Source organism: Nocardia sp. NPDC056100 (assembly GCF_042266325.1).
Taxonomy (GTDB): Bacteria; Actinomycetota; Actinomycetes; order Mycobacteriales; family Mycobacteriaceae; genus Nocardia.
The window spans coordinates 996,632-1,011,693 of record NZ_JBHJVY010000004.1 but is presented as its reverse complement, the minus strand read 5'-3'; the positions used below and the strand labels follow the sequence as shown (position 1 = coordinate 1,011,693).

Below are 15,062 nucleotides of genomic sequence, written 5' to 3'. Positions count from 1 at the left end.
CGAGCTTAGTTCAGGGGTGCGGAACGCCACCAGGTCAGCACTTCATCGATACTGCCGACGACGCCGTCGGTGTACATGAGGTACTGGCCGCGGTTGGCGTCACCGGTGAAGGCGGTGACCATGCGCGGGCGATCGTCACCGGTGAACTGGTAGTTGGTGTACGCCTTGCCGCCGCTGGTGTCGGAGCTCTTCTTGTCCGGGTGCAGCGCGCTCGCCGCCGCCTGCGCCTTGGCCGCGGAGGAGTAGGCGTAGATGCGGTAGAACGGGTCGGCGTTATTGCCGCCGCCGAAGCAGCGCCACTGCACCGCCCAGTCGCCGAAATCGGGTTCGCCGTCGGACTTGTCCGGCGGGCTCTTGGGATCGGCCAGCCAGCAGGTCGCGCCGTTGTAGCCGGTGTCGCCGGTCTTGCTGGCGGGCACCAGGCGGGGGAATTCCTTGCTGATCGCCGAGGAGTCGACCGGCTTGTCCGAACCGCCCGGGTTGGCGGGCGGCGCGGAACCGCTGGGCTTACCGGTCGCACCCGCGCTCGTGGTACCGCCAGCGGTGGTGGTGTCGTTGCTCTTGCTGCCGAGTGCGGCCAATCCGATGACCGCCACGATGACCAGCACCAGCACACCCACGACGATGCCGACGATGAGCCCGGTATTGGATTTCTTCGGCGGCTGCGGCGGGCGCTGTCCGCCCATCGGGCCACCCATGCCCGGCGGCTGTCCCGGCGGCGGCCCGCCGTAGTTGTACTGCGGCGGGCTCGTGTACTGGTTCTGCGGCGGACTGGTGTACTGGTTCGTCGGCCGGTTCGGGGTCTGGCCGTACAGCGGTTGCGGTGTGGGGGTGGCCGTATTCAGCTGCGTCGCATACGGATTCGGCCCGACCGTGGGCGCGGGCGCGGCGGTGCGCGGACCCGAGGTGTACATCGGCCCGTTCGCCGTCGGGGCCGGTCCGCCGGTCATGGGCATACCCTGCTGGCCCATGGTGGGATGCGGTCCCTGGGTGTGCATGGGCTGACCCTGCTGCGTATGCACGGGCGACGGCGGCGCGGTGCGCGGATTCACCAGCGGCAGCGCGGGCGAACTCGGCGACGCCAGCGCGTGCTTGGCGGCGGCCGCGAAATCGGCGCAGCTGGCGAAGCGCTCCTCCGGGCGCTTGGCCATGGCCTTGTTCAACACCAGATCCAGCGTCGGCGGCAGACCCGGGCGCGCACCGCTCAGCGGGGGCGGCGGCTGCTGCAGATGGCCCTGGATGACCGCCGCCGGATTGGTCGCCGAGAACGGCCCGGAACCGGTGAGCAACCAGAACAGGGTGCAGGCCAGCGAATACTGATCCGAGGTGCCGTCCAGGGCGGAACCGGTGAGCTGTTCCGGCGAGGCGTAGGCCAGGGTCGCGGTGAAGGTGCCGGTCTGGGTCAGATGACCGCTGTCATCGCGCAGGCGGGCGATGCCGAAGTCGGTGAGGTAGACGCGTTCGCCCTTACCGCCGGTGGAGCGGGCCAGCAGGATATTGGCGGGTTTGACGTCGCGGTGCAGCACCTCGTTGCGGTGCGCGTAGTCCAGCGCGTCGGCGGTCTCGGAGATGATCTGCACGGCCCGCTCGGGCGGCAGCGTCTGCGGATTCACGCTGGAGGCATCGACACCGTCGATGTACTGCATGGAGATCCAGAGCTGCCCGTCCTCGAGCCCGCGGTCGTAGACGGTGACGATATTGTGGTGATCCAACTGGGCGACCAGATCCGCCTCGCGCTCGAAGCGCGCGCGAACCTCCTTGTCGAACACCATTTCCCGGTTCAACAGCTTCAGGGCGGTCAGCCGGGGCAACCGGGGATGCTTGGCCAGATACACCGAGCCCATGCCCCCGCGCCCCAGCTGCCGCTCGATAACGTATTCCGCAAACACATCACCGCTGGACAGCATGTCTAGCTCCCACTTCCTACGTCTGCGCCGGGACCCACCAGCGCGCGACGTACCGCAAACGATCGGCATGATCGTGCTCGGGCCGATCCGGAAATCACCGAAACCATAGCGCAATCGAGTCCTACGGAACTATCTCCGCGAATCCCGCAAGCGCAACAAGAGTGAGCACAATCTCCTGTCGGGGGGCGGGGATAGGGTGTTCGGCATGCGCATAGGAGCACACGTTCGGCAGGACGGCGATCCCATCGGCTTCGGGGAGAAGCTGGGGGCCGACGTCATCCAGATGTTCGTGGTCGATCCGCAGAGTTGGGACAAACCCGCGCCGCATCCGCTGGCGGCGGAGATCAAGGCCAGTCCCATCGATGTGGTGGTGCACTCGTCGTATCAGATCAATGTGGCCAGCCTGAACAATCGGCTGCGCATGCCCTCGCGCGGCGCGGTGGCGGCGCAGGCGAAGGCGGCGGCGGATCTCGGGGCGTTCGGGCTGGTGGTGCACGGCGGGCACGTCCGCAAGGACGAGGAGATGGTCGAGGGAATCCTCAACTGGCGCAAGCTCTTCGAACGCCAGCAGGACAAGGGCGGGTTCGCGGTGCCGATTCTCATCGAGAACACCGCGGGCGGAAATCACGCCATGGCACGGCATTTCGACGATATCGGCCGATTGTGGGACGCGGTCGGCGATTTCGGCGCGGGGTTCTGCCTGGACACCTGCCACGCCTGGGCGGGCGGTGAGGAACTGCTCGGCATCGTGGATCGGATCAAGGCGATCACCGGGCGCATCGACCTGGTGCACCTGAATTCCTCGCGCGACGACTTCAATTCGGGCGCGGACCGGCACGCGAACCTGGCCGACGGCACCATCGACGCGCAGCTATTGGTCGAGGTCTGCAAGGCCGTGGATGCCCCGATCATCCTGGAGACCCCCGCCGAGGGCGTCGCCGAGGATCTGGCCTTCCTCCGCGAACAAGTCGGATAGGCATACGCCTGCGCTCAGCCCCGGTAACGGCTTTCGATCCGGCTGCGCCTAAACCTGTTTCGGACGCTGGGCCGATGGTGTGCTCGAACCACGCAATCGTTCGAGCGAAAGGCCCAGTATGTCCGTCGATTACGCCACCTCCACCGCCACCGTGGTGAAGCTCGGCAGCAAGATCGGTGCCCGTATCGACGGCGTCCGGCTGAGCGGCGAGCTGGATTCCGAGACCGTCAAGGTGATCCAGGACGCCCTGCACGCGCACAAGGTGATCTTCTTCCGCGGCCAGGAGCATCTGACCGAGGACGGTCAGTACGAATTCGCGCAGCTGCTGGGTCAGCCCACCACCCCGCATCCGACCGTCACCTCGCGGGGCGTGAAGTCGCTGCCCATCGATTCGGAGTACGGCCGCGCCAATAGCTGGCACACCGATGTCACCTTCGTGGACCGCATTCCGAAGGCGTCCATCCTGCGCGCGGTGCACCTGCCCTCCTACGGTGGCTCCACCACCTGGGCCTCGACCACCGCCGCGTACGAATCGCTGCCGGAGCCGCTCAAGGCGCTGGTGGAGAACCTGCGCGCCCGGCACACCAACGCCTACGACTACGCGGCCGATCGCAGCGACACCCACGCCCCGAACGAGCAGGGCAAGGCGTACCGCGCGGAGTTCGAGTCCACCTACTACGAGACCGAGCACCCGGTGGTCCGCGTGCACCCGGTCACCGGTGAGCGCACCCTGCTGCTCGGCCATTTCGTGAAGAACTTCGTCGGGCTGTCCGCCGCCGAATCCGCCGCGCTTTTCCAGCTGCTGCAGAACCGGGTCACCAAGCTGGAGAACACCACTCGCTGGAACTGGCAGCTCGGCGATGTGGCGATCTGGGACAACCGCGCCACCCAGCACTACGCCATCGACGACTACGACGGCCAGCCGCGCCGCCTGACCCGCATCACCCTCGCCGGCGATGTGCCGGTCGACATCCACGGCAACCCGAGCACCATCATCACCGGCAATGCCGAGCACTACTCGGTCATCGAACAGGTCGCCCCGCGCGCTGCCTGACGAAAACCCTTCCCGGCGTGATGTTCTTGCGTGCGCCATGCCCGGGAAGCCCGGCCGATGCGACCTCCCATCTCTCGAGGGTCGCATCGGCCTTTCGCGTATCCGGGGTTCGCACAGGTCGTCGCGCGACCGGAGCCGACCGCCCGATCGCGGGCTCGAGGCAGAATTGCGCGCATGGAGATTCGGCCGCTCGACGGTGTGCGGGTTCTGGAGCTGGGTAATTACGTGGCCGCGCCGACAGCGGGCCGGATCCTGGGGGACTTCGGGGCCGAGGTGATCAAGGTCGAGCGGCCGAAAACCGGTGACGAGCTCCGCAATTGGCGACTCTACGGCGGCGACACCTCGATGCTCTATCGCACGGTCAACCGGAGTAAGAAGTCGATCACGCTGGATCTGCGGACCGAGGTGGGGCGGCAGATCGTGCTGGATCTGGTGAAGCGGTGCGATGTGCTGCTGGAGAACTTCCGCCCCGGCATGCTGGAGAAGTGGGGGCTGGGGCCGGAAGCGCTCAATGCCGCCAATCCGGATCTGGTGATCACCCGGATCTCCGCCTACGGGCAGACCGGGCCGCTGGCACAGCGGCCGGGATTCGCGGCGGTGGCCGAAGCCGTCGGCGGATTGCGGGAACTCGTCGGTGATCCGGATCGGCCGCCGGTGCGGGTCGGGGTGTCGATCGGCGATTCCATCGCGGGGATCTACGCCGCGTTCGGGACCGTCATGGCGCTGTTCCAGCGCGAGCGCCGGAATGACCGGGTTCCCTTGGAACAGCGCATCATCGATGTCGCGCTCAATGAATCCATCCTGTCGGTGATGGAATCGCTGGTGCCCGATTATCTGGCCTACGGCATCAATCGGGAACGCGTGGGCGGGCGCATGGAGGGCATCGCGCCCAGCAATGCCTATCCGTGCGCCGACGGGTACAGCATCATCATCGGCGGTAATGGCGACGCGATCTTCCAGCGCTATATGCAGGTGATCGAGCGGCCGGATCTCGCGAGTGATCCTGAGCTCCAGGACAATGCGGGTCGCTGGCGCAATCGCGAGCGGCTGGACGCGTCCATCGCGGAGTGGACTCGATTGCGCACGCGCGATGAGGCGCTCGCACTGCTCGAGGCGGCCGCCATTCCGTGCGGGCCCATTTACACCGCCGCCGATATCGTCGCCGACGAGCAGTACCGGGCGCGCAATATGATTCAGAACTTCGCCGTCGATGTGGGCGAGGCCGAACCCAAGCAGGTCGGGTTCACCGGCATCGTCCCGGTGATCGGGGAACAGTCCCTGGATATTCGCAATGTCGGCCCCGATCTGGGTGAGCACACGCACGAGGTGCTCTCCGGACTGCTCGGCATGTCCGATCTCGAAATCGATGCTCTGGAGGGCCGATGACCGCGCTGGCGAACGGCATACTGCGCGATGTGACGCTGCGCGACGGATTGCAGTTGACAGGAAAGGTGCTGCCCACCGAGCGCAAGGTGGAGATCGTGCGCGAACTGCTGGCACTGGGGGTGCCGGAATTGGAGATCGGTTCCATGGCGCGGCCGGATCTGGTGCCGCCCATGGCCAATACCCTCGAACTGGTGGCCGCGCTGACCCCGGAGGAGCTGGAGCGCTGCTGGGTGTGGGTGGCGACGCCGCGACATGTGGAGAAGGCCGCCGCGGCGGGGGTGCGCAATTTCCAGTACTGCTTCTCGGTCTCGGATTCGCACAACAGGGCGAATATCGGTCGCACCACCGAGGAGAGTCTGGCCGCGATGCCCGCCGCCGTGGAGTTCGCGCGGGCGGCGGGCGGGCGGATTCAGCTCTGTCTGGCAACGACTTTCACGTGCCCGTTCGAGGGGCCGGTGGATCCGGAGCGGGTGCTGGCCATCGCGCGGGATCCGCGTGCGGAGGGGTCGGCCGATATCGTGCTGGCCGACACCCTCGGGCAGGCGCATCCCGGGCAGGTGACGGCGCTGGTGAGCGCGGTTGTCGCACAGGGGCACTGGGGCACCGAGGCGCATCGGATCGTCTTCCACGGGCATGACACCTGGGGTATGGGCGTGGCCAATTCGCTGGCGGCGCTCGGTGCGGGTGCAAGCGTCCTTGACGGGTCGCTGGGCGGGCTCGGCGGCTGCCCGTTCGCACCGGGTGCGTCGGGAAATACCTCGAGTGAGGATCTGCTTTTCGCGACCCGGCCGGAATGGTTCACACCGGCGGCATTGGCGGCACTCGTGCCGATCTCGGAGCGCCTGCTCGCCGAACTCGGGGAGCCGAATAGGTCGCGAACGGCCGAGGGCAGCCGGTCGGAGGCCGCCGCATTCGAATGGGTTATTCGCAGGCAGCCTTGAGCTTCAGCGCAATTGCGAGTTCGGAGAATGCGCGCGCGAGTTCCGCGGAACGCGTCAGTGTTTATCGGCGGCCGCGGCCGCGGCGTCGGCACGCAGTTTGAGCAGAATCAAACCGGCGGTGCAGGCGAGAATCAGTCCGGCGACCGTGATTTCGACGCGTAGACCGGCAATCCCGAGCACCGCGCCGACAAGTCCCCCGAGGAAGATCACCCAGGCGGTGGTGCGAGCCAGAATTGTCCACCAGCGCGACGATTCCGAGGCCGCAGGCTCCCCCGTACGCGCTATCGCGCGCTGCGGGGATGTCGAGAATGCACCCATCATCCACTCCTCGATGACGCCCGCCGAGTTCGGCGAACCAGGGGCGCGTCTCTCGGCAAATTTCGGGCGTCTCACGTGTAACTTTGGACACACATTACGGCTCGGCAACGAAATGTCCATGCGACACGTGCGCAGAACACGCCGACTTTATTGATTCGATATGTGAATCATCGCTGTTTGAGATATTGTTGTGCCTTGCGCTTTCGCCGGGGTTGTCGTTGAAACGGACCGACCACCCGCCTGGCACCGCGGTACCTCCTCCGTTAGGGTGAGCCCACTCGAGACGAATCAGGAGTGCTCCCCATGGCAGGCAGCAACGTCGGCGCGGACCCGCGCGACGCCACCCCGTGGCGGCGGCTACCCGCTCCCGTGGCGGGCGTCGCGGCCGCCGTCGGCGCGGTCTCGCTCGGCCTGGTGCTCATCGGCGCGTGCGGCCTCGGCGGCCAGGACACCTACGTCGCGCCCCCGCCCTTGAACGCGGATCTGCAAGCGGCGCCCGTGGTTTCGGCCACCAAGAACGGCACCACCACCCCGGCCGTCGTGATCCCGCCCTCCCCCACCTGGCGGGTGGCGGCCGACCAGCCGCCGCGCCATTCGCCGATCTCCTCGCTCCCCACGACGGACCCCAAGGACGCGAACCCGGACGCGGAGGCCCCGACCACGGCGTCCCGCACCACGCCGCTGCATCCGAGCACCACCCGCCCGACCACCACGCGGCCGCGTCCCACCACCGACAACCCCGCTCCCACAACGGAATACACCCGCACCACCCCGCCCGCCACGACGGAACCCGCGATCGCGGTCCCGACGACGGAGGACGATTCACCCGCCAGCGGGTAGACCACGCCAACGAATCGCGCCCCGCATCAGTGCTGATGCGGGGCGCGAATTCGTTTGCGGTGAGCTAGAACTCGACCAGGGTGTAGTCGCCGACGCGGTCGGTGAGGACGCGCAGGTGTTCCAGATCGCCGCCCAGCGTGCGGGCGATGGCGGTCAGACGAGCCACGTAGTGACTGACCGGATATTCGGTGGTGATGCCGATACCGCCGTGCATCTGGATCGCCTCCTGGCCGATGTGGCGAGCCGAGCGGCCGACCTGGAGGCGGGCGCGGGAGGCGACCACCGGATCGGTGACATCGTCGGCCACGGCGGCGGTGGCGTACAGGCTCATACTGCGGGCCAGCTCCAGCGAGACGTACATATTGGCGGCACGCTGGCTCAGGGTCTGGAACTTGGACAGCGTGACACCGAATTGCTTACGGGTCTTGAGGTATTCGGTGGTCAGGCGCAGGGCCTCCTCCATCGCCCCGAGGGATTCGGCGCACAGTGCCGCCTGCGCCTGGGCGGTCGCCACCGCCACCGCCGCCTGCGCATCGGCATTGTCGCCGAGCAGTTCGGCCCGGGCCGAGGCGAATTCCACCTGTGCGCCGCGACGGCCGTCGAAAGTTCGGAAAGGCTTGCGGGACACGCCTTCCGCATCGGCCGCCACCAGGAACAGGCCCAGGCCGCCGCCGGGGAGTTCGGCGCTGACCACCAGCTCGTCGGCGCAATCACCGTGCGGGACCGGGTTTTTGACGCCCGTCAGCGCGTAGCCGTCACCTGACGGAACGGCGGTGGTGCCGAGTTCGGTTGCGGGCCAGCGGGTACCGGGCTCATCGTGCGCGAAGGCCAGCAGCCTGGTGCCGCCGACCAGCTCGGGCAGCACCCGCTGCCGCTGCGCCTCGGTGCCCGCGGCGGCGATCAGCGTGCCGGGGATCAGCACCGCGTCGAGGATGGGCTCGGGCGCGAGACGGCGGCCGACCTCCTCGAGCACCACCATGACCTCGACCGGTCCCGCGCCGACGCCGCCGTCCTCCTCGCTGAAGGGCAGACCCAGCACGCCGAGTTCGGCGAGCTGACGCCAGACATCGCGATTCCAGCCGAGTTCGGTATCGGTGACCTTCAGGCGGGTTTCCGGATCGTAGGCCCGCGCGAGCAGATCGCGGACCGTATCACGCAGCATGACCTGTTCATCGGTGAGTTCGAAATCCATGGCGGCAGCTCACAATCCGAGGATGGTGGAGGCGATGATGGTGCGCTGCACCTCGCTGGAACCTCCGTAGATGGTTGTCTTGCGGTAGTTCAGATAGCTCGGACCGGTGCGCTGCGCCCAATCCGGCGACGCGATGCCCTCGGTCTCGACCGGAAGCGCGTCCGGCCCGGCGATATCGAGCAGCAATTCCGTCGCGGCCTGCTGCAATTCGGAACCGCGCAGCTTGAGCACCGAGGAGGCCGGATTCGGCTTGCCGTCGGAAGGCTGGGAGACCACGCGGGCCAGGGTGAGCTCCAGGGCCAGCAGCTCGTTCTCCAGTTCGGCGATGCGCGCCGCGAACACCGGATCCTCGAGCAGTGTGCCGCGACCCGACTTGATCTGCGCCGCATACTCTTTCGCGACACCCAGCTTGACCTTGGTGCGGCCGACGCCGGTGATGCCGGTGCGCTCGTTGCCGAGCAGGAATTTGGCGTAGGTCCAGCCCATGTTCTCCTCGCCGACCAGCTGATCGGCGGGCACCCGGACATTCTCGAAGAAGACCTCGTTGACCTCGTGATGCCCGTCGATCAATTTGATCGGGCGGATGGTCACGCCGGGGGTCTTCACATCGAAGAGCAGCATCGAGATGCCGGCCTGCTTCTTCACCGTGGGATCGGTGCGCACCAGGCAGAAGATCCAGTCGGCGTACTGTGCGAGGGTGGTCCAGATCTTCTGGCCGTTGACGATGTAGGAATCACCGTCGCGCACCGCGGTGGTGCGCAGCGAGGCCAGGTCCGATCCGGCGTCCGGCTCGGAAAAGCCCTGGCACCACCAGATGTCGAGGTTCGCGGTCGGCGGCAGGAAGCGCTGCTTCATCTCCTCGGAGCCGAACTGCGCGATCACGGGCCCGATCATCTGGGCGTTGAAGGTGAGCGGTTCCACCACCGACGCCAGCTGCATCTCGTCTTCCCAGATGTGCAGTTGCATGGGGGTCCAGTCGCGGCCGCCCCAGGCGACCGGCCACTTGGGGACGGCGTAACCGTGCTGGTTGAGAATCCGGTGCGTGGTGACGATGTCATCGCGGGAGAGTTCGCGGCCGTACTTGACGCGGTCGCGGATCTCCGCCGGGATCTCGGTCCGGTAGAACTCGCGCAGTTCGTCCCGGAATTTCACCTCGTCGGGTGACAGGGCAAGTTTCATCGCATCTCCCAGCGTCGCTGTCGTATCGAGTTCGAACTTACCCCCCGGTAATAGCGGGCTTGTCGCCTGGATCACAACCGCGGGCCACTCGGCCCGGCGGTTCACAGCCGGAGCTGGTACGTTGCCGAGAAGATCAGGCACGTTCCCGCCCGCGTCACGCGGCGAAAGACGCTCGCCTGCCACCACATCCGGTATCCGAGAGTTCGCAGGAGCAGCACGAGTGAACGGCAGGACCCTCCCCCGGCGCGCCGCAGCGGTCGCCGCCATCGCCGCCACGGCGGTCCTCGGTGCGACCAGCACCGCCACCGCCGAGCCGAAAGTTCCGGGCGACACTCCGGTCGGCATCGCGGTCGCCCAGCTCACCCAGGCCGCGGGCACCGATCAGGACGCGCTGAACGCGGTCGCGTCCACCGCCAAGACCGCACAGCTGGTTGCCGCCGCCGGACTGAAGAACATCGGCTTCACACCGTTCGGATATCAGGCCCCGACCCTGGGCTGCGGCTTCAACCTGCCGTTCACCATGACCGCCGCCTCCGCGGTCTCCGGTCAGCCCGGTCCGGACAACGGCCTCTCGGGTCCTCCCGGAACCCTGCGCTTCCAGGCCGCGCCCGCCACCGTCGGCATGCCGCTCGCCTCCGGCCTGAATGTGGCCTGGCTCAATGTCGGCAACGGCCGCAGCGGTATCACGCCCCTGGACGAGCAGACCGAATACAACCTCCCGGCCCTGGCCAAGACCGTCGACACCGGCCCCGGCACCGTCGTCGCCTCGCTCTGGGGCAGCATCGACTATCCGGGCTCGCGCTGCCTGGTCCTGCCCACCGTCGGCCTCTTCACCGTCGCCGACTTCCCAGTGACCCCGCCCCCGGCGACCACGGATCCGGCAGCCCCCGCGACCACCCCGGCCGCACCCGCGGGCCCGGCCGACACCGGCAGCAGCGGCACCGGCTCCAGCGACGCCAACTGAAACACCCCGCAGAACAACAAATGCGCCCCGGCTCACAGCCTGGGCGCATTTTTGTCGGCGTCGTAACGCGCTCGCGCCCGGGCTCTTTCGCCGCGCCGGGCAGGCGGGCGAAAACAGCTGGGCGGGTGCGGTTTACGAGCGGGGCTTGCGGCGGGTGTCGGCCCGCTTGAACTCACGATCACTGGGACCGCGACGGGGCGCGCGGCTCATGGAGCGCTGACCCGGCGCACCGGAATCGAGCTGGAGCTGAATGAGCTGACCGCTGATCCTGGTGCGGCTCAACGCGTTCAGCGTCTCCTGCGACAGATCGGCGGGCAGTTCCACCAGGCTGTGATCCGGGCGGATCGAGATATGCCCGAAGTCGCTGCGGCGCAGGCCGCCCTCGTTGGCGATGGCGCCGACGATCGCGCCCGGCGCGACCTTGTGCCGCTTACCGACCTCGATGCGGTAGGTGACCAGATCCGCACCGGTCTGGCGGTGCTGGCTCGGGCCGCCCTCGCGGGAACGACGCTCGCGGCGATCACCCTCGAAGGACGAACGCTCACCGCGATCGCCGCGCTCACGCCGGGGCGCGGGCTCGGGATCGGGCTCCATGAAGAAGTTGTTGCCGTCGTACGAGCCGATCGCCAGCGCGGCCGCGATATCCACCAGCGGGATATTGTGCTCGCGCTCGTAATCCTCGATCAGCTTGCGGAACAGCGGCAGATTCGCCGAGGAGAGATTCTCGGTGATGGTGTCGCCGAACTTCGCGACACGCTGCGCGTTCACATCATCGACGCTGGGCAGCTGCATTTCGGTCAGCGGCTGGCGGGTGGCGCGCTCGATGGCATCGAGCAGGCGGCGCTCACGCGGAGCCACGAACAGCAGCGCCTCACCCGAGCGGCCCGCGCGACCGGTACGGCCGATGCGGTGCACGTACGACTCGGTGTCGTGCGGAATGTCGTAGTTCACGACGTGCGAGATGCGATCCACGTCCAGACCACGCGCGGCCACATCGGTGGCGACCAGGATGTCCAGCTGGCCGTTCTTGAGCTGACCGATGGTGCGCTCACGCTGCGCCTGCGCGATATCGCCGTTGATGGCGGCGGCGGAATACCCACGCGCGCGCAGCTTTTCGGCCAACTCCTCGGTCGCCTGCTTGGTGCGCACGAAGATGATCATCGCCTCGAAGGATTCGACCTCGAGGATGCGGGTCAGCGCGTCCAGCTTGCGCTGGTACGACACCATCACATAGCGCTGACCGATATTGGTGTTGGTGGAGGTCTTGGTCTTGACCGTGATCTCCACCGGATCGTGCAGGTACTGCTTGGCGATCTTGCGGATCACCGGCGGCATGGTCGCCGAGAACAGCGCCACCTGCTTGGTGTCCGGGGTATCGCGCAGAATGCGCTCCACATCGTCCTGGAAGCCCATCTTCAGCATCTCGTCGGCCTCGTCGAGGACCAGATACTGCAGCTGGGTCAGATCGAGCGTGCCGCGCTCCAGATGGTCGATGACACGACCCGGCGTGCCGACCACCACGTGCGCGCCCCGGCGCAGGCCGGACAGCTGCACGGCGTAGTTCTGACCGCCGTAGATGGGCAGCACGTTCAGACCCGGGATATGCGTGGCGTACCGGCCGAACGCCTCGGCAACCTGGATCGCGAGCTCACGCGTCGGCGCCAGCACCAGTGCCTTGGGCGACTTGCCGGTTACTTCCAACCCCATGAGGATCGGGATGGCGAACGCGGCGGTCTTACCGGTGCCGGTCTGCGCGAGACCCACCACGTCCGAACCGCTCAGCAGCGGGGGAATCGTCGCAGCCTGGATGGGCGACGGCGATTCGTAGCCGACATCGGCGATGGCCCGCAAAACGCGGTCATCGATACCGAGATCAGCGAAGGACGGGCCGTTCGCGTCCCTCTCGTCGTCAGTGGGAACGCTGTCGGCCGGTGAGGTACTCATTGACCAGGAGTTTACTGCCTTACCCTGGTCGGTCCGACCATAGGGTGAATAGGCTGGACCGTGTGCAACCGGACAACCCGCCCTCGGCCGTCGCCGCAGCCCCCCTCCCGTCGGCCTCCGGACTGGGTCACGCCGAACCAGCTCCGGTGCGCAACTACGTAACCGGCACGGTCACAACGCCGGAACCGAGCAGTTCGGGGGCGACGACCGTCGTCGTTCACGAACCCGAGCTCCAACCGCAACCGAGCGTCGGCGCGGCGGATGCCAGAGCCATTGACATAGCCGTGGTGCAGTTCGCACCCGGCACCGACACCGTGGCCAATCTCACCGCGTTGCGTGCCGAGGTACAGGCCGCCGCCGAGCTCGGAGCACAGCTCGTGATCGCGCCCGAGTACTCGATGTACTCGGTGCTGCGGCTCGATGCGGGCGCGGTCGCGGCGGCGGAACCGCTCACCGGGCCGTTCGTGAACGGATTGCGCGGTATCGCAGCCGAATTCGGGGTGCACCTGGTCGCGGGCGTGCTGGAAGCGCCGGGTGGGGACCAGCCCGAAGGGCTCATCTACAACACGCTCGTGGCCGCGACACCCAATGCGGAATTCGCGGCGGTGTACCGCAAGGTGCACCTGTATGACGCGTTCAAATCGCGGGAATCCGATGTGATCCTGCCCGGGCCGCTGGACCAGGATCCGACATTCACCATCGACGGCATCGTGTTCGGTATGCAGACCTGCTTCGACCTGCGGTTCCCCGAAGGGATTCGGCGCATCGCGGCGGCGGGGGCGCACGTGCTGGTGCTGCCCGCGCAATGGATTCCCGGGCCGGGCAAGGTCGATCAGTGGACGACGCTGCTGCGGGCGCGGGCCATCGAGAACACCATCTACGTGGCCGCGTGTGATCAGGCCGCGCCCAATGGGTCGGGGGCGTCCATGATCATCGCGCCGACCGGTGCCGTGCTCGCCGAACTCGGCGATCAGCCCGGTATCGCGACCGCGCGGGTGGATCTGGATCACCTCGCCGAGGTCCGCACCACCAATCCGAGTCTGGCGCTGCGCCGCTTCACCATTCGCGGGGAGTAGTTCGGATTTCTTGCGGCGACAGCCCGGTTACTGACCGGATGTGCCAGAAAACCGGGGCGTCCCGGGGCGGCAACTAGACTGAACAGCAATGATGTATCCGGATCGGGGGACCGCCGGGCGAGCGCTGGGTGGGGTGCTCGGACACCTCCGCGCGGCGGATCCATTGATTCTGGGACTGCCTCGGGGCGGGGTGCCCATCGCGGTCGGCATTCGCGCGGTGATCGGCGGGGATCTCGATGTGCTGCTGGTGCGCAAACTCGGCGTGCCCTGGCAGCCCGAACTCGCCATGGGGGCCATCGGCGAGGACGGGGTGCGGGTGCTCAATGCCGACGTCGTACTGAACACCGGCGTCACACCCCGGCAGTTCGCCGAGGTCGAGGACCGCGAACGCGTCGAACTGGAACGGCGACGGCAGGTACTGCGCGCCGACCCCCCGATCCCCTTGAAGGACCGCACCGTGATCATCGCCGACGACGGCATGGCCACCGGCGCGACCGTCGCCGCCGCCTGCGAGATCGCCCGCCTGCACGAACCACGCCGCGTCATCGTGGCCGTCCCGGTGTCCTCCGCCGAAGCGCTGCACCGCATTCGGGCGCTCGCCGACGAAGTCGTCTGCCCGCTGGTACCGCGCGAACTCGGCGGCGTCGGCGGCGTCTACCTCGACTTCCACCAGCTCGCCGACGACGAGGTCGTTCAGCTGCTCGCCGAATAACGGTGACGCCGTGGGAGATTCGGCGGGAGATCCGGTGGGTCAGTGAATCTCGGTGATGCCCTTGCGGTGTCGCTGCGCGAGTTCGGCGTAGTAGGACGGATTCACCTTCACCCAGAGTTCGGCGGGCGTGCCCGTGATCGGCTTGCGCACCTGCGCGGGCGATCCGGCGGCCAGCACCCCGTCCGGAATCTCCGCACCCGGCGGCACCAGCGAGTGCGCCGCGATCATGGTGCCGCTGCCGATCTTCGCCATATCCAGCACCGTGCTGCCATTGCCCACAATCGATTCCGCGCCCAGCGTCGCACCGTGGAACACCACCGCGTGCGCGATCGTGGACCCCGGACCGATCTCCACCGGCACATCCTCCGGCACGTGAATCACGGCGTTGTCCTGCACATTCGCCCGCTCGCGAATAATGATCGGCGCGAGATCGGCGCGCAGCACGGCCCCGTACCAAACCGACGCCCCCGCCTCGACCCGCACATCCCCGATCAATGTCGCGGTCGGCGCGATGAACGCCGTCGGATCAACGGTGGGCCGCTTACCCTCGAATTCATAAAGTGGCACCCCCGC

The 15,062-nt window shown here is 67.5% G+C and carries 14 protein-coding genes; 8 read left to right on the top strand and 6 right to left on the bottom strand.

Annotated features, from left to right (window positions below; all coding sequences use genetic code 11):
* Positions 1-5 precede the first annotated feature (5 nt).
* Complete coding sequence (locus ACFC0O_RS35085; RefSeq protein ID WP_375965738.1) at positions 6-1,907, bottom strand: protein kinase; 1,902 nt, start codon at positions 1,905-1,907, stop codon at positions 6-8.
* A 205-nt stretch (positions 1,908-2,112) separates the two neighbouring features.
* Here ACFC0O_RS35085 and ACFC0O_RS35080 point away from each other — a divergent pair, with 205 nt between their 5' ends.
* The 4 genes from ACFC0O_RS35080 to ACFC0O_RS35065 all read left to right on the top strand — a co-directional run bounded on the left by ACFC0O_RS35080 (position 2,113) and on the right by ACFC0O_RS35065 (position 6,264).
* The gene (locus ACFC0O_RS35080) at positions 2,113-2,883 is read left to right on the top strand and encodes a deoxyribonuclease IV (RefSeq protein WP_375965736.1); all 771 of its coding nucleotides are present in this window, start codon (positions 2,113-2,115) and stop codon (positions 2,881-2,883) included.
* 118 nt (positions 2,884-3,001) lie between these two features.
* Positions 3,002-3,937, top strand: coding sequence for a TauD/TfdA dioxygenase family protein (locus ACFC0O_RS35075; RefSeq protein WP_375965733.1), 936 nt, complete (start codon positions 3,002-3,004; stop codon positions 3,935-3,937).
* 174 nt (positions 3,938-4,111) lie between these two features.
* Complete coding sequence (locus ACFC0O_RS35070) at positions 4,112-5,323, top strand: CaiB/BaiF CoA transferase family protein (protein WP_375965730.1); 1,212 nt, start codon at positions 4,112-4,114, stop codon at positions 5,321-5,323.
* A complete protein-coding gene (locus tag ACFC0O_RS35065; RefSeq protein WP_375965728.1) occupies positions 5,320-6,264 on the top strand; it encodes a hydroxymethylglutaryl-CoA lyase in 945 nt (314 codons plus the stop codon). The genes ACFC0O_RS35070 and ACFC0O_RS35065 overlap by 4 nt, the downstream gene beginning before the upstream one ends.
* Positions 6,265-6,318: 54 nt before the next feature.
* On the opposite strand, the gene ACFC0O_RS35060 is transcribed toward ACFC0O_RS35065, so the two are convergent.
* Positions 6,319-6,582, bottom strand: a complete 264-nt coding sequence (locus tag ACFC0O_RS35060; protein ID WP_375965726.1) for a hypothetical protein — start codon at positions 6,580-6,582, stop codon at positions 6,319-6,321.
* A 303-nt stretch (positions 6,583-6,885) separates the two neighbouring features.
* Here ACFC0O_RS35060 and ACFC0O_RS35055 point away from each other — a divergent pair, with 303 nt between their 5' ends.
* Complete coding sequence (locus tag ACFC0O_RS35055; RefSeq protein ID WP_375965724.1) at positions 6,886-7,422, top strand: hypothetical protein; 537 nt, start codon at positions 6,886-6,888, stop codon at positions 7,420-7,422.
* A 64-nt stretch (positions 7,423-7,486) separates the two neighbouring features.
* On the opposite strand, the gene ACFC0O_RS35050 is transcribed toward ACFC0O_RS35055, so the two are convergent.
* A complete protein-coding gene (locus tag ACFC0O_RS35050; RefSeq protein WP_375965721.1) occupies positions 7,487-8,614 on the bottom strand; it encodes an acyl-CoA dehydrogenase family protein in 1,128 nt (375 codons plus the stop codon).
* 9 nt (positions 8,615-8,623) lie between these two features.
* Positions 8,624-9,793 (bottom strand): acyl-CoA dehydrogenase family protein, encoded by a 1,170-nt coding sequence (locus tag ACFC0O_RS35045; RefSeq protein ID WP_364639808.1) that lies wholly within the window; start codon positions 9,791-9,793, stop codon positions 8,624-8,626.
* Between the two features lie 220 nt (positions 9,794-10,013).
* Here ACFC0O_RS35045 and ACFC0O_RS35040 point away from each other — a divergent pair, with 220 nt between their 5' ends.
* Positions 10,014-10,757, top strand: coding sequence for a hypothetical protein (locus tag ACFC0O_RS35040; RefSeq protein ID WP_375965718.1), 744 nt, complete (start codon positions 10,014-10,016; stop codon positions 10,755-10,757).
* Positions 10,758-10,889: 132 nt separating this feature from the next.
* On the opposite strand, the gene ACFC0O_RS35035 is transcribed toward ACFC0O_RS35040, so the two are convergent.
* The gene (locus ACFC0O_RS35035) at positions 10,890-12,701 is read right to left on the bottom strand and encodes a DEAD/DEAH box helicase (RefSeq protein WP_375965716.1); all 1,812 of its coding nucleotides are present in this window, start codon (positions 12,699-12,701) and stop codon (positions 10,890-10,892) included.
* Between the two features lie 272 nt (positions 12,702-12,973).
* Here ACFC0O_RS35035 and ACFC0O_RS35030 point away from each other — a divergent pair, with 272 nt between their 5' ends.
* Both ACFC0O_RS35030 and ACFC0O_RS35025 read left to right on the top strand, forming a co-directional pair.
* Positions 12,974-13,777 (top strand): carbon-nitrogen hydrolase family protein, encoded by an 804-nt coding sequence (locus ACFC0O_RS35030; protein WP_375966436.1) that lies wholly within the window; start codon positions 12,974-12,976, stop codon positions 13,775-13,777.
* Positions 13,778-13,865: 88 nt separating this feature from the next.
* Entirely contained in the window at positions 13,866-14,489 is a 624-nt protein-coding gene (locus ACFC0O_RS35025; protein WP_375965714.1) for a phosphoribosyltransferase, read from the top strand.
* Between the two features lie 39 nt (positions 14,490-14,528).
* Here ACFC0O_RS35025 and ACFC0O_RS35020 read toward each other — a convergent pair whose 3' ends face one another.
* Positions 14,529-15,056: a gamma carbonic anhydrase family protein gene (locus ACFC0O_RS35020; RefSeq protein ID WP_364639819.1), complete on the bottom strand. Its 528-nt coding sequence runs from the start codon at positions 15,054-15,056 to the stop codon at positions 14,529-14,531.
* Between the last annotated feature and the right edge of the window lie 6 nt (positions 15,057-15,062).

Coding starts and splice junctions, on each gene's coding strand:
- ACFC0O_RS35085 (WP_375965738.1), bottom strand. CDS start 1,907: ATGCTGTCCAGCGGTGATGTGTTTGCGGAATACGTTATCGAGCGGCAG.
- ACFC0O_RS35080 (WP_375965736.1), top strand. CDS start 2,113: ATGCGCATAGGAGCACACGTTCGGCAGGACGGCGATCCCATCGGCTTC.
- ACFC0O_RS35075 (WP_375965733.1), top strand. CDS start 3,002: ATGTCCGTCGATTACGCCACCTCCACCGCCACCGTGGTGAAGCTCGGC.
- ACFC0O_RS35070 (WP_375965730.1), top strand. CDS start 4,112: ATGGAGATTCGGCCGCTCGACGGTGTGCGGGTTCTGGAGCTGGGTAAT.
- ACFC0O_RS35065 (WP_375965728.1), top strand. CDS start 5,320: ATGACCGCGCTGGCGAACGGCATACTGCGCGATGTGACGCTGCGCGAC.
- ACFC0O_RS35060 (WP_375965726.1), bottom strand. CDS start 6,582: ATGGGTGCATTCTCGACATCCCCGCAGCGCGCGATAGCGCGTACGGGG.
- ACFC0O_RS35055 (WP_375965724.1), top strand. CDS start 6,886: ATGGCAGGCAGCAACGTCGGCGCGGACCCGCGCGACGCCACCCCGTGG.
- ACFC0O_RS35050 (WP_375965721.1), bottom strand. CDS start 8,614: ATGGATTTCGAACTCACCGATGAACAGGTCATGCTGCGTGATACGGTC.
- ACFC0O_RS35045 (WP_364639808.1), bottom strand. CDS start 9,793: ATGAAACTTGCCCTGTCACCCGACGAGGTGAAATTCCGGGACGAACTG.
- ACFC0O_RS35035 (WP_375965716.1), bottom strand. CDS start 12,701: ATGAGTACCTCACCGGCCGACAGCGTTCCCACTGACGACGAGAGGGAC.
- ACFC0O_RS35025 (WP_375965714.1), top strand. CDS start 13,866: ATGATGTATCCGGATCGGGGGACCGCCGGGCGAGCGCTGGGTGGGGTG.